The 12,857-nt window shown below is 57.9% G+C and carries 9 protein-coding genes and 3 tRNA genes; 7 read left to right on the plus strand and 5 right to left on the minus strand.

Going from position 1 to position 12,857, the window contains the following annotated elements; all coding sequences use genetic code 11:
* Position 1 precedes the first annotated feature (1 nt).
* Positions 2–1,141 (plus strand): tRNA epoxyqueuosine(34) reductase QueG, encoded by a 1,140-nt coding sequence (gene queG, locus GO007_RS24240; RefSeq protein WP_095104418.1) that lies wholly within the window; start codon positions 2–4, stop codon positions 1,139–1,141.
* Between the two features lie 271 nt (positions 1,142–1,412).
* Here the strand turns inward: queG and GO007_RS24245 are convergent.
* The 3 genes from GO007_RS24245 to GO007_RS24255 all read right to left on the minus strand — a co-directional run bounded on the left by GO007_RS24245 (position 1,413) and on the right by GO007_RS24255 (position 1,749).
* A tRNA-Gly gene (locus GO007_RS24245) sits at positions 1,413–1,488 on the minus strand.
* Positions 1,489–1,511: 23 nt separating this feature from the next.
* Positions 1,512–1,587: transfer RNA gene (locus GO007_RS24250), tRNA-Gly, on the minus strand.
* Positions 1,588–1,673: 86 nt separating this feature from the next.
* Positions 1,674–1,749, minus strand: a tRNA-Gly gene (locus GO007_RS24255).
* Between the two features lie 287 nt (positions 1,750–2,036).
* On the opposite strand from GO007_RS24255, the gene GO007_RS24260 reads away from it, so the two are divergent.
* Positions 2,037–2,768, plus strand: a complete 732-nt coding sequence (locus GO007_RS24260) for a transporter substrate-binding domain-containing protein (RefSeq protein WP_095104420.1) — start codon at positions 2,037–2,039, stop codon at positions 2,766–2,768.
* 40 nt (positions 2,769–2,808) lie between these two features.
* Here GO007_RS24260 and orn read toward each other — a convergent pair whose 3' ends face one another.
* The gene (gene orn / locus GO007_RS24265) at positions 2,809–3,354 is read right to left on the minus strand and encodes an oligoribonuclease (protein ID WP_095104422.1); all 546 of its coding nucleotides are present in this window, start codon (positions 3,352–3,354) and stop codon (positions 2,809–2,811) included.
* A 94-nt stretch (positions 3,355–3,448) separates the two neighbouring features.
* Between orn and rsgA the strand changes: the two genes are divergently transcribed.
* The 3 genes from rsgA to mscM all read left to right on the plus strand — a co-directional run bounded on the left by rsgA (position 3,449) and on the right by mscM (position 9,004).
* Complete coding sequence (rsgA, locus tag GO007_RS24270) at positions 3,449–4,510, plus strand: small ribosomal subunit biogenesis GTPase RsgA (protein WP_095104424.1); 1,062 nt, start codon at positions 3,449–3,451, stop codon at positions 4,508–4,510.
* 217 nt (positions 4,511–4,727) lie between these two features.
* Positions 4,728–5,654: an archaetidylserine decarboxylase gene (gene asd, locus GO007_RS24275; RefSeq protein ID WP_095104426.1), complete on the plus strand. Its 927-nt coding sequence runs from the start codon at positions 4,728–4,730 to the stop codon at positions 5,652–5,654.
* 23 nt (positions 5,655–5,677) lie between these two features.
* The gene (gene mscM, locus GO007_RS24280) at positions 5,678–9,004 is read left to right on the plus strand and encodes a miniconductance mechanosensitive channel MscM (RefSeq protein WP_095104428.1); all 3,327 of its coding nucleotides are present in this window, start codon (positions 5,678–5,680) and stop codon (positions 9,002–9,004) included.
* 82 nt (positions 9,005–9,086) lie between these two features.
* Here mscM and epmA read toward each other — a convergent pair whose 3' ends face one another.
* A complete protein-coding gene (gene epmA / locus GO007_RS24285; protein ID WP_095104430.1) occupies positions 9,087–10,064 on the minus strand; it encodes an elongation factor P--(R)-beta-lysine ligase in 978 nt (325 codons plus the stop codon).
* A 274-nt stretch (positions 10,065–10,338) separates the two neighbouring features.
* On the opposite strand from epmA, the gene frdA reads away from it, so the two are divergent.
* Positions 10,339–12,129 (plus strand): fumarate reductase (quinol) flavoprotein subunit, encoded by a 1,791-nt coding sequence (gene frdA, locus GO007_RS24290; RefSeq protein ID WP_095104432.1) that lies wholly within the window; start codon positions 10,339–10,341, stop codon positions 12,127–12,129.
* A complete protein-coding gene (frdB, locus tag GO007_RS24295; RefSeq protein WP_095104434.1) occupies positions 12,122–12,856 on the plus strand; it encodes a fumarate reductase iron-sulfur protein in 735 nt (244 codons plus the stop codon). Before frdA ends, frdB begins: the two co-directional genes overlap by 8 nt.
* The last annotated feature ends 1 nt before the right edge of the window (position 12,857 follow it).

A 12,857-nucleotide genomic window follows, 5' to 3' on the forward strand; every position in this document is an offset into this window, starting at 1 on the left:
CATGTTACAGCCCCTCGATCTCAATAAGTTAGCGCAGCAAATCAAGCAATGGGGCACTGAATTAGGGTTCCAGCAGGTGGGTATCACCGATACCGATCTCAGCGTCAACGAACCCAAACTGCAGGCATGGCTGGACAAACAATACCACGGAGAGATGGAATGGATGGCGCGCCACGGCATGATGCGCGCGCGCCCTCATGAGCTTCTTCCCGGTACGTTACGCGTCATCAGCGTACGGATGAACTACCTGCCAGCGAATGCCGCTTTTGCCCGCACCCTGAAAGATCCCGCGCTGGGTTACGTCAGCCGTTATGCCCTTGGGCGTGATTATCATAAGCTGCTACGTAACCGCCTGAAAAAACTTGGTGAGATGATTCAGGAACACTGTGCTTCGCTCAATTTTAGACCGTTTGTCGATTCCGCGCCTGTTCTGGAGCGTCCTTTGGCGGAAAAAGCGGGTCTTGGCTGGACGGGCAAGCACTCGCTTATTATTAACCGCGATGCCGGCTCGTTCTTTTTCCTCGGCGAGCTGCTGGTTGATATCCCCCTGCCCGTCGATCGGCCGGTCGCCGAAGAGTGCGGGCGCTGCGTGGCCTGTATGACGATCTGTCCGACCGGCGCGATCGTCGAGCCCTATACCGTCGACGCCCGCCGCTGCATCTCCTATTTGACCATTGAGCTGGAAGGCGCGATACCCGCCGAGTTCCGTCCGCTGATCGGCAACCGCATTTACGGCTGCGACGACTGCCAGCTGATTTGCCCGTGGAACCGCTTTTCCCAGCTCACGGATGAAGAGGATTTCAGCCCGCGAAAAGCGCTGCACGCGCCGCCGCTGGTAGAGCTGTTTGCCTGGAGTGAGGGTCATTTTCTGAAGGTGACCGAAGGATCGGCAATTCGCCGTATTGGCCATCTGCGCTGGTTACGCAACATTGCCGTTGCGCTGGGAAATGCTCCGTGGGATGAAGCGAATCTCAAGGCGCTTGAGAGCCGTCGGGGCGAGCATCCGCTTCTCGATGAGCATATCGAGTGGGCGATAGAGCAGCAAATTGCCAGGCGCAATGCCGGCGCGGTTGAGGTGCAGCTGCCGAAGAAACAGCGTCTGGTCAGGGTGATTGAAAAAGGGCTGCCGAGAGACGCCTGATTCATTCACAGGCTGTGAATAAAAACAAAAACACATTGCGTTTCAACATGCAGACGAACGTCAAGTGATCGTATTAACACTTTGAAATGAAATTTTATTGTTAAATTTCAATGAGATGAATTGATATTATTCAAAAGTCGAAGTTTTTCAGCAACGCGTCGTTTGCATTTAACCTGTGGATAACTCTGTTTACAGTATTTTCCCGTATTCAACGGAAGGCATCCCCGGCGCGATTTGCACTGTGGATAAATTGAGTATGAGGAAGAAATTTTGGAGCGGGAAACGAGACTCGAACTCGCGACCCCGACCTTGGCAAGGTCGTGCTCTACCAACTGAGCTATTCCCGCTTGGGTGTGGTAACTATCAAATTTGGAGCGGGAAACGAGACTCGAACTCGCGACCCCGACCTTGGCAAGGTCGTGCTCTACCAACTGAGCTATTCCCGCTTAATCTTCGTCTTTCAACCTGCCGCTACCTGAGTAGCTTTACCGCAAGCCGAAATCCTGTGATTAGGATAGTGCCTTTCAAATTTTGGAGCGGGAAACGAGACTCGAACTCGCGACCCCGACCTTGGCAAGGTCGTGCTCTACCAACTGAGCTATTCCCGCGTACTTCTTGCCATATTTCTATGGCGTCGTGATTTGCATTTCTGCTTCGTCACGGGAGGCGCATTATACGAGAATTCGATTTAGCTGCAACCCCCCAGCGAGCACTTTTTTTCTATTTTTATCTGAATGGACATTTTATCGCCAGATAGCGTCCTGAATTGTATAAATAAGCAGCGCGTAAGGCAAAATAACTTTTTCACACCTTGTTAAAGGCGCAAAATCGCCCCGGTCTGCGGGTACGATCTCCCCATAGACGGTCAACAACAATGACAAACAGGGAAATTAAGATGAAAAATACGCTCTCCTTCCTGCTGCTGATCGCGCTAGCTATGGGAACGGCATCGGCAACGACGCTGCATTTTGGTACCACGACGGCCAATCCGCCCTTCGAAACCGTCAACGCCAAAAACCAGCCTGCCGGTTTTGATATCGATCTCGCCAGGGCGCTCTGTAAACAGATGCAGGCTGAGTGCACATTTACGCCCCAGAGCTTCGATACCCTGATCCCGGCGCTGCGCTTTAAGAAATTCGACGCCATCATCGCCGGGATCGAGATCGTCCCGATGCGCGAAAGGCGGGTAGCCTTCACTCAGCCCTATCGTCAGCAGCTGTCCGGCGTGGTTGTCACCGCGAAGAATAGCGCCCACGGTTTTGCTGACCTGAAAGGCCAAAAACTCGGCGTCGCGAAAGGCAGCATTCACCAGCGCTATCTGCACGATAAGCAAAAAGAGGTAAACGTCGTCTCTTACGATAGCAACGACGCCGCGTTCAGCGCGCTGAAAGAGGGGAGCGTTATCGGGGTGATGAGCGATCGCGCCAGCGCCGAGACATGGCTGCAGGACAATCCGGATTACGCCATCATCGACGAGCAGGCAACCGATGCCAAATATTATGGCAAGCAGTTGGCGATCGCGGTGCGTCAGGATGACCCTGAACTGCTCAATGCGCTAAATGCCGCGCTGGAGGTCGTCAAGGCCTCCCCTGAATTCGGGCAAATGGAGCAAAAGTGGTTTAAATAGTTCTGGCCTGTCGCCGGGGCGTCCGACCCCGGCAGCACGATTACAGCTTGATAAAGTGCTCGCGGTAGTAGGCCAGCTCCGCCACCGATTCGCGAATATCGTCCATCGCCTGATGGGTGCCCTGCTTTTTAAAGCCATCGAGGATTTCCGGCTTCCAGCGGCGCGCCAGCTCTTTCAGGGTGCTGACGTCAAGGTAGCGATAGTGAAAGTACTCTTCCAGCTCGGGCATATATTTAAAGAGAAAGCGGCGGTCCTGGCCAATGCTGTTGCCGCAAATCGGCGATTTACCCGCAGGCACCCACTGCTTGAGGAATTCGATAGTCGCCAGCTCCGCTTCGCGATCGCCCACGGTGCTGGCCTTGACGCGATCCACCAGCCCGCTGCCGGTATGCGTGCGCACGTTCCACTCGTCCATCAGCGCCAGCTGCGCATCAGACTGGTGTACCGCAATCGTCGGCCCTTCCGCCAGAATGTTGAGGTTTGCATCGGTCACCAGGGTGGCGATTTCGATAATGCGATCGCGCTCCGGATCCAGCCCCGTCATTTCAAGATCGATCCAAATCAGGTTGTTTTCATCTGCACTCATGCTATTTTCCACCCTTCTTGCGTGACTATATTCATCTAAAATAGCGTGTATCATAGAGGTTTTGCCCCTACAGGGCGACCAGGAGCCAGTTCGATTGAGTAAAAATAAACTCTCCAAAGGCCAACAGCGCCGCGTCAAGGCCAACCACCAGCGCCGCCTGAAAACGACTTCGGAGAAGGCCGACTACGATGACAATCTGTTTGGCGAGACCTCCGAAGGCATCGTCATCAGCCGCTTCGGCATGCATGCCGATGTCGAATCCGTTGACGGTGGCGTCCACCGCTGCAACATTCGCCGGACGATCCGTTCGCTGGTAACCGGCGATCGCGTAGTCTGGCGCCCAGGCAAAGACGCCGCTGACGGCGTTAGAGTAAAAGGTATCGTTGAGGCCGTGCACGAGCGGACCTCGGTCCTGACGCGTCCGGATTTCTATGATGGCGTTAAGCCCATCGCCGCCAACATCGATCAGATCGTCATCGTTTCCGCGATTTTACCCGAACTGTCGTTAAACATTATTGACCGCTATCTGGTGGCGAGCGAAGCCCTGGACGTCGAGCCGCTGATTGTGCTCAACAAGATCGACCTGCTGGACGAGGACGCCTTAGCGTTCGTCAATGAGCAGATGGATATCTACCGCAAAATTGGCTATCCCGTGCTGATGGTATCAAGCCGGACCCAGGACGGTCTGAAGCCGCTTGAAGAGGCCCTCACCGGCCGCATCAGCATCTTTGCCGGGCAGTCCGGGGTGGGTAAATCCAGCCTGCTGAACGCGCTGCTGGGCCTGAACGACGATCGGATCCTGACCAACGACGTCTCTGACAACTCGGGCCTTGGCCAGCACACCACCACCGCCGCGCGCCTCTATCACTTCCCGCAGGGCGGCGACGTGATTGACTCCCCTGGCGTGCGCGAATTTGGCCTCTGGCATCTTGATGCGGAACAAATCACCAACGGTTTTGTCGAATTTCACGATTATTTAGGCCGTTGCAAATATCGCGACTGCAAGCATGATACCGATCCGGGCTGCGCGATTCGCGAAGCGGTTGAAAATGGCAGCATCAATGAGCGCCGTTTTGAAAACTACCACCGCATTCTGGAAAGCATGAACGAAGTGCAGGTAAAAACGCGTAAAAGCTTTTCATCATCCGATGACTGACATTTAAGCTGAGCGTCGCTATACGTTTCATCCTTCAGGCTGCTCTGCGTTGGCTGCGCGTATTCCCCCCGCCCACATAGCTCTCTATGCTGCCGGGGATTCGCAGACCTGCAGCCTTGATGCAACCCGGATGCGTTTACGTATAGAATCGACCCCTTTTTCAGGTCCCCGACGCTTTGCGGGGTCAGGAACGACAAATAATGGCCTGGAGGCTACCTTGTTAAACGATCTTAAACTTTCGCTGCAATACATTCTGCCTAAACTGTGGCTTACCCGCCTCGCAGGCTGGGGTGCGAGCAAACGAGCGGGCTGGCTGACGAAACTGGTCATCGACCTGTTCGTGAAGTGCTACAAGGTCGATATGAAAGAGGCGCAGAAGCCCGATACCGCCAGCTACCGCACCTTTAACGATTTCTTTGTTCGACCGCTGCGTGATGAAGCACGTCCGCTGAACACCGATCCGAACGTGCTGGTCATGCCTGCCGATGGCGCAATTAGCCAGCTGGGAGCTATCGAAGACGATAAAATCCTGCAGGCCAAAGGCCACAACTACACGCTGGAAGCGCTGCTGGCCGGTAATTACCAGATGGCCGAGCTGTTCCGCAACGGTAACTTCGCAACCACCTATCTGTCGCCGCGTGACTACCACCGCGTCCACATGCCGTGTAACGGTATTCTGCGCGAAATGATCTACGTCCCGGGCGATCTGTTCTCCGTTAACCACCTGACCGCGCAGAACGTACCGAATCTGTTCGCCCGCAACGAGCGCGTCATCTGCCTGTTCGATACTGAATTTGGTCCGATGGCGCAAATTCTGGTCGGTGCGACCATCGTTGGCAGCATTGAAACCGTGTGGTCCGGTACCGTTACCCCGCCGCGTGAAGGCGTCATTAAGCGCTGGACCTGGCCTGCGGGCGACAGCGAAGGTTCCATTGCCCTGCTGAAAGGCCAGGAGATGGGTCGCTTCAAACTCGGTTCGACGGTGATCAACCTGTTTGCCCCGGGCAAGGTAAAACTGCTCGAACAGCTGCAGAACCTCTCGGTCACTAAGCTTGGTCAACCGCTGGCAACCGCCGTTGAGACCATGTCCACGACCGAAGGCGACGCCAGCATTCTGAGCGACGATACGCAAGACGAAGGTTAATAGCTGACAAAAAGGGTTATGCCGTGCGCCTGATATATATTTTCCTGCTGGCCTGGAGCCTCAGTCTGGGGGCGTACGCAGCGACAGCCCCGGACGCGAAACAGATAGCTCAGGAACTGGAACAGGCGAAGGCGGCAAAACCCGCCCAGCCTGGTACCGTAGAAGCGCTACAGTCCGCTCTGAACGCGCTGGAGGAGCGTAGCGCTTCCCTCGAGCGTACGCGTCAGTATCAGCAGGTTATCGATAACTTCCCCAAGCTGTTCCAGACCCTGCGTTCGCAGATCAACAACCTGGCCGATGAACCGCGCCAGGTATCAACGACGCTCTCCACCGATGCCCTGAATCAGGAAATCCTGCAGGTCAGCAGCCAGCTGCTCGAAGCCAGCCGTCAGGCCCAGCAGGAGCAGGAGCGCGCCCGCGATATCGCCGATTCGCTCAACCAGCTTCCGCAGCAGCAAACCGACGCCCGCCGTCAGCTGAACGACGTTGAGCGCCGCGTCGGCGCGCAGACCAGCAATACGCCGCTGGCACAGGCACAAAATCTGAGCCTGCAGGCGGAATCCGCGCGCCTGAAAGCGCTGGTCAACGAGCTGGACCTGGCGCAGCTCTCCGCCAACAATCGCCAGGAGCTGTCGCGCATGCGCGCCGATCTGGCGCAAAAGCAAAGCAAGCTGCTCGACGGCTACCTGCAGGGCTTGCGTAATCAGCTCAACAGCCAGCGCCAGCGCGAAGCCGAAAAGGCGCTGGAAAGCACCGAGCTGCTGGCGGAGAACAGTGAAAACCTGCCGCCGGAGCTGGTGGCCCAGTTTAAAGTTAACCGCGAGCTGTCGCAGGCGTTAAACCAGCAGGCTCAGCGCATGGACCTGGTTGCTTCACAGCAGCGTCAGGCCTCCAGCCAGACGCTCCAGGTTCGCCAGGCGCTCAATACGCTGCGCGAGCAGTCGCAGTGGCTGGGCGCCTCCAGCCTGCTGGGCGAAGCGCTACGCGCCCAGGTCGCCCGTCTGCCGGAGACGCCAAAACCCCAGCAGTTGGATACCGAAATGGCCCAGCTGCGGGTGCAGCGGCTGCGCTTTGAGGACCTCCTCGGCAGCCAGACGCAGCTCCGTCAGCTGCGCCAGGCCGACGGTCAGGCGCTGACCAGCGAGCAGAATCGTATTCTTGAAGCGCAGCTGCGCACGCAAAGCGAGCTGCTCAACTCGCTGCTGCAGGGCGGCGATACGCTGATTCTGGAGCTGACCAAGCTCAAAGTGGCTAACGGCCAGCTTGAAGACGCCCTGAAAGAGATGAACGAAGCGACCCACCGCTATCTGTTCTGGACCTCGGACGTCAGCCCAATCGGTTTTTCATGGCCGCTGGAAATTGCTCACGATCTGCGTCGCCTGGTCTCTCTCGATACCGTCAGCCAGCTAGGCAAAGCCAGCGCGATGATGTTAACCAGCAAGGAGACGCTGCTGCCGCTGTTTGGCGCGCTGATTCTGGTTGGTTTCAGCATCAGCTCGCGTCGCCACTTCACCCGCTTCCTTGAGCGTTCCAGCGCCCGCGTTGGCAAAGTGACCCAGGACCATTTCTGGCTCACCCTGCGCACCGTGTTCTGGTCGATTCTGGTAGCCTCGCCGCTCCCGGTGCTGTGGATGACCCTGGGCTATGGTCTGCAATCCGCCTGGCCCTTCCCGCTGGCGGTGGCCATCGGCGAAAGCGTCACCGCCACGGTACCGCTGCTGTGGGTAGTGATGATTTGCGCCACCTTTGCGCGTCCGAACGGCCTGTTTATCGCCCACTTCGGCTGGCCGCGTAGCCGGGTCACCAAGGCCATGCGCTACTACCTGATGAGCATCGGGCTGATCGTCCCGCTGATCATTGCGCTGATTATGTTCGATAACCTCAACGACCGTGAGTTCTCGGCCTCCCTCGGCCGCCTGTGCTTCCTGTTGATTTGCGGGGCGCTGGCGCTGGTCACGCTGAGCCTCAAGCATGCCGGTATTCCGCTGTATCTCGATAAATCAGGGAGCGGCGATAATATGGTTAACCGCATGCTATGGAACCTGCTGCTGGGCGCGCCGCTCATTGCCATGCTGGCGGCGGCCATCGGCTACCTGGCGACCGCCCAGGCGCTGCTGGCCAGGCTGGAAACGTCGGTGGCGATCTGGTTCTTACTGCTCGTGGTCTATCACATCATCCGCCGCTGGATGCTGATTCAGCGCCGCCGGCTGGCCTTCGATCGCGCCAAGCATCGGCGGGCGGAAATTCTTGCCCAACGCGCGCGGGGCGAAGATGAGATCGCGCACTCCAGCAGCCCTGAAGGGTCCGCGGAGATCGACGTCAGTGAAATCGATCTCGATGCGATCAGTACCCGGTCGCTGCGGCTGGTGCGCTCGCTGCTGATGCTGGTAGCCCTGGTCTCGGTGATCGTGCTGTGGTCAGAAATCCATTCAGCGTTTGGCTTCCTCGAGAATATCTCGCTGTGGGATGCGACCTCTACGGTGCAGGGCGTTGAAAGCCTCGAGCCGATTACGCTTGGGGCGGTGCTGATCGCGATTCTGGTGCTGATTATCACCACCCAGCTGGTACGCAACCTCCCTGCGCTGCTGGAGCTGGCGATTCTGCAGCACCTGGACCTCACGCCGGGCACCGGCTACGCGATCACCACCATTACCAAATACCTGCTGATGCTGATTGGCGGCCTGATGGGCTTCTCGATGATCGGTATTGAGTGGGCGAAGCTGCAGTGGCTGGTAGCGGCGCTCGGCGTCGGCCTCGGTTTTGGCTTACAGGAGATCTTCGCCAACTTTATCTCAGGTCTGATTATTCTGTTTGAAAAGCCGATACGTATTGGCGATACGGTGACCATCCGCGATCTGACCGGCAGCATCACCCGCATCAATACCCGCGCCACCACCATCAGCGACTGGGACCGGAAAGAGATTATCGTGCCGAATAAGGCGTTCATCACCGAGCAGTTTATCAACTGGTCGCTGTCTGACTCCGTCACCCGCGTGGTGCTGACGGTGCCGGCCCCGGCGGATGCGAATACCGAAGAGGTCACGCAGATTCTGATTAACGCCGCCCACCGCTGCTCGCTGGTTATCGATACGCCGGCGCCCGAGGCCTTCCTCGTCGATCTGCAGCAGGGGATTCAGATTTTCGAGCTGCGTATCTACGCCGCCGAGATGGGCCACCGTATGCCGCTGCGCCACGAGATCCATAAGCTGATTCTGGCAGGCTATCGCGAGCACGGTATCGACATGCCGTTCCCGCCGTTCCAGATGCGTCTGGAAAGCATTGACGGCAGGAAGAGCAGCAGAGCCATGACCTCAGCGGGGAAATCCAGCCGCACGGCGGGCAGCCTGTAAGTTAGCCCCTACCCGGCGGCTCGTGCGCCGGGTAGGGGCTGCCCCCTGGCCTTGCGCGGCCAGAGAGAGATATTCGGCCAGGTCAGGCGCGATCGACGGTAAAGGCGATCACTTCGCCGATGCTTTCAGCCCCCAGCGCCAGCATCACCACGCGATCGACCCCCAGCGCCACGCCGGAGCAGTCCGGGAGGCCCGCCTTCAGGGCTTCCAGCAGATTGCCGTCAATCGGCTGCTGCGGCAGGCCGCGGGCCGCACGCTTGCGGTTATCCTGCTCGAAACGCTGCTGCTGTTCGCGGGCGTCGGTCAGCTCGTGGAAGCCGTTCGCCAGCTCAATTCCCTTGTAATAGACCTCAAAGCGCTCCGCAACGCGGTGATCTTCGGTGCTGATCTGCGCCAGCGACGCCTGGCTTGCCGGGAAGTGATAGATAAAGGTCGGACGGTCCTTGCCGATATGCGGCTCGACGCCCATGGTAAACAGCAGCTGCAGCAGCGTATCCCTATCTTCTTCCGTATCGGCGATATTGCTCAGATCGAGCTTCGCTGCCGCTTCGCGCAGCTGGGTCTTGTCGGCTGATAGCGGGTCGAGCTCGAGGTGGCGCAGAAACGCCTGCTGATAGGAGAGGCTTTCCGCCGGCTGACACTCCAGCACCTGCTGCAGTAAATCATCGACCTCGTTAATCAGACGATACATGTCATAGCACGGACGATACCACTCCAGCATGGTGAATTCCGGGTTGTGGTGACGCCCCATCTCTTCATTGCGGAAGCTGCGGCACAGCTGGAAGACCGGACCGCAGCCCGCTGCCAGCAGGCGCTTCATATGGTATTCCGGGCTGGTCATCAGATACAGATCCATCCCCTGCGAATAGCCGGGGCCAACGAAACGGGTCTGGAACGGAAACAGGTGAATATCCGTTACCGTTGCCTGACTCATGCAGGGCGTCTCCACCTCCAGCACGCCGCGGTCGGTAAAGAAACGACGAATTTCCGCCATCACAGCCGCGCGTTTTAACAGGTTTGGGATAGACGCGCTCGGCTGCCAGGTTGCCGTCTCGCTCATGGTACTTTCTCCGATTTCAGACAAGGGCACGAAGTCTACTCGTAACCGGCGGGTGAGACAAATTTTGTGCCGACGGCGCCTTAAAGAATTCAGAAAATTTATAAATCACCAGGAAGCATCAATCGCGCTGATAAATCACCGCACATATCGATAAAAAAATCGAACACGTCAATTTTCCCTACCGACCCTAAGGCTATACTTCTTTACCTATAAAGGAGCAGTGACACATTTTCGCCAGCCCGGCGGCGAAATAAACAAAAACTGGAGGAATGTCGTGCAAACTTTTCAAGCCGATCTTGCCGTAATTGGCGCTGGCGGAGCAGGTCTTCGCGCTGCAATCGCCGCAGCGCAGGCTAATCCAAATGCCAAAATCGCACTGATTTCAAAAGTCTACCCCATGCGCAGCCACACCGTTGCGGCTGAAGGCGGCTCCGCCGCCGTGACCCAGGATCATGACAGCTTTGAGTACCATTTTCACGACACCGTAGCCGGCGGCGACTGGCTTTGTGAGCAGGATGTCGTCGACTACTTCGTCCATCATTGCCCGACGGAAATGACCCAGCTCGAACAGTGGGGATGCCCGTGGAGCCGCCGTCCTGACGGTAGCGTCAACGTCCGCCGCTTCGGCGGGATGAAAATCGAACGCACGTGGTTCGCCGCCGATAAAACCGGCTTCCATATGCTGCATACCCTGTTCCAGACCTCCCTTCAGTTCCCGCAGATCCAGCGTTTCGACGAGCATTTCGTCCTCGATATTCTGGTCGACGATGGCCAGGCCCGTGGCCTGGTGGCGATGAATATGATGGAAGGCTCGCTGGTGCAAATCCGCGCTAACGCGGTGGTGATGGCCACCGGCGGCGCAGGACGCGTCTATCGCTACAACACCAACGGCGGCATCGTCACCGGCGACGGGATGGGCATCGCGCTTAGCCACGGCGTTCCTCTGCGCGATATGGAGTTCGTGCAGTATCACCCGACCGGCCTTCCTGGCTCCGGTATTCTGATGACGGAAGGCTGCCGCGGCGAAGGCGGCATTCTGGTCAACAAGGACGGCTATCGCTACCTGCAGGATTACGGCATGGGTCCGGAAACGCCGCTCGGCGAGCCGAAAAACAAATATATGGAGCTCGGCCCGCGCGACAAGGTCTCCCAGGCCTTCTGGCACGAATGGCGTAAAGGCAACACCATTCCAACGCCGCGCGGCGACGTGGTTTATCTCGACCTGCGCCATTTAGGTGAGAAAAAGCTGCTGGAGCGCCTGCCCTTTATCTGCGAACTGGCGAAGGCCTACGTCGGCGTCGACCCGGTTAAAGAGCCGATTCCTGTACGCCCAACCGCGCACTACACCATGGGCGGTATCGAAACCGACCAGAACTGTGAAAGCCGCATCAAGGGGCTGTTCGCCGTGGGCGAATGCTCGTCGGTCGGCCTTCACGGCGCCAACCGCCTTGGCTCCAACTCGCTGGCAGAGCTGGTGGTCTTTGGCCGCCTCGCCGGCGAGCAGGCCATCAGGCGAGCGGCTGAGGCCAAAGAAGCCAACGTGAGCGCGCTGGATGCGCAGACCGCCGACGTAGAAAAACGGCTGAAAGATCTTATCAATCAGGAAGGCGACGAGAACTGGGCGAAGATTCGCGACGAGATGGGCCTGTCAATGGAAGAAGGCTGCGGGATCTACCGTACGCCGGAGCTGATGCAGAAAACCGTCGATAAGCTGGCGGAGCTGCAGGAGCGCTTCAGGCGCGTACGCATTACCGACAGCTCCAGCGTGTTCAATACCGACCTGCTGTATACCATCGAGCTGGGTCACGGGCTGAACGTGGCGGAATGTATGGCCCACTCTGCCCTTGCGCGTAAAGAGTCCCGCGGCGCGCATCAGCGTCTGGATGAAGGCTGCACCGAGCGCGACGACGTCAATTTCCTCAAGCATACGCTCGCATTCCGCGATGCCGATGGCACCACGCGCCTCGAGTATGGCGATGTGAAGATCACCACTCTGCCGCCGGCAAAACGCGTATATGGCGCAGAAGCGGAAGCAGCCGAGAAGAAGGAGACGAGCAATGGCTGAGATGAAGAACCTGAAAATCGAGGTGGTGCGCTACAACCCGGAAGTGGACACCGCGCCGCACAGCGCGTTCTATGAGGTTCCTTATGACGAGCAAACCTCACTGCTCGACGCGCTAGGCTATATCAAAGACAACCTCGCGGCGGATCTCAGCTACCGCTGGTCCTGCCGGATGGCGATTTGCGGCTCCTGCGGGATGATGGTCAACAAGGTGCCGAAGCTGGCATGTAAAACCTTCCTGCGTGAATACACCAAGGGCATTAAGGTCGAAGCGCTGGCTAACTTCCCGATCGAGCGCGATCTGGTGGTCGATATGACCCACTTTATCGAGAGCCTGGAGGCGATTAAGCCCTATATTATCGGCAACCCGCGTACCCCGGATCAGGGGCCAAACAAACAGACTCCGGCGCAGATGGCGAAGTACCATCAGTTCTCCGGCTGCATCAACTGCGGCCTGTGCTACGCCGCCTGCCCACAGTTTGGCCTTAACCCGGAGTTTATCGGCCCGGCGGCCATCACCCTCGCCCATCGTTACAACGAGGACAGCCGCGACCACGGGAAAAAGGAACGTATGGCGCAGCTTAACGGTCAGAACGGCGTCTGGACCTGTACCTTCGTGGGCTACTGCTCGGAAGTCTGCCCGAAGCACGTCGACCCGGCGGCCGCCATTCAGCAGGGCAAGGTAGAAAGCTCGAAAGACTTTCTTATCGCCACCCTGAAACCACGCTAAG

Source organism: Klebsiella sp. 10-1 (genome assembly GCF_009758445.1).
GTDB lineage: Bacteria > Pseudomonadota > Gammaproteobacteria > Enterobacterales > Enterobacteriaceae > Klebsiella > Klebsiella scottii.

Coding starts and splice junctions, on each gene's coding strand:
- orn (WP_095104422.1), bottom strand. CDS start 3,354: ATGAGTGCAGATGAAAACAACCTGATTTGGATCGATCTTGAAATGACG.
- queG (WP_095104418.1), top strand. CDS start 2: ATGTTACAGCCCCTCGATCTCAATAAGTTAGCGCAGCAAATCAAGCAA.
- GO007_RS24260 (WP_095104420.1), top strand. CDS start 2,037: ATGAAAAATACGCTCTCCTTCCTGCTGCTGATCGCGCTAGCTATGGGA.
- epmA (WP_095104430.1), bottom strand. CDS start 10,064: ATGAGCGAGACGGCAACCTGGCAGCCGAGCGCGTCTATCCCAAACCTG.
- frdB (WP_095104434.1), top strand. CDS start 12,122: ATGGCTGAGATGAAGAACCTGAAAATCGAGGTGGTGCGCTACAACCCG.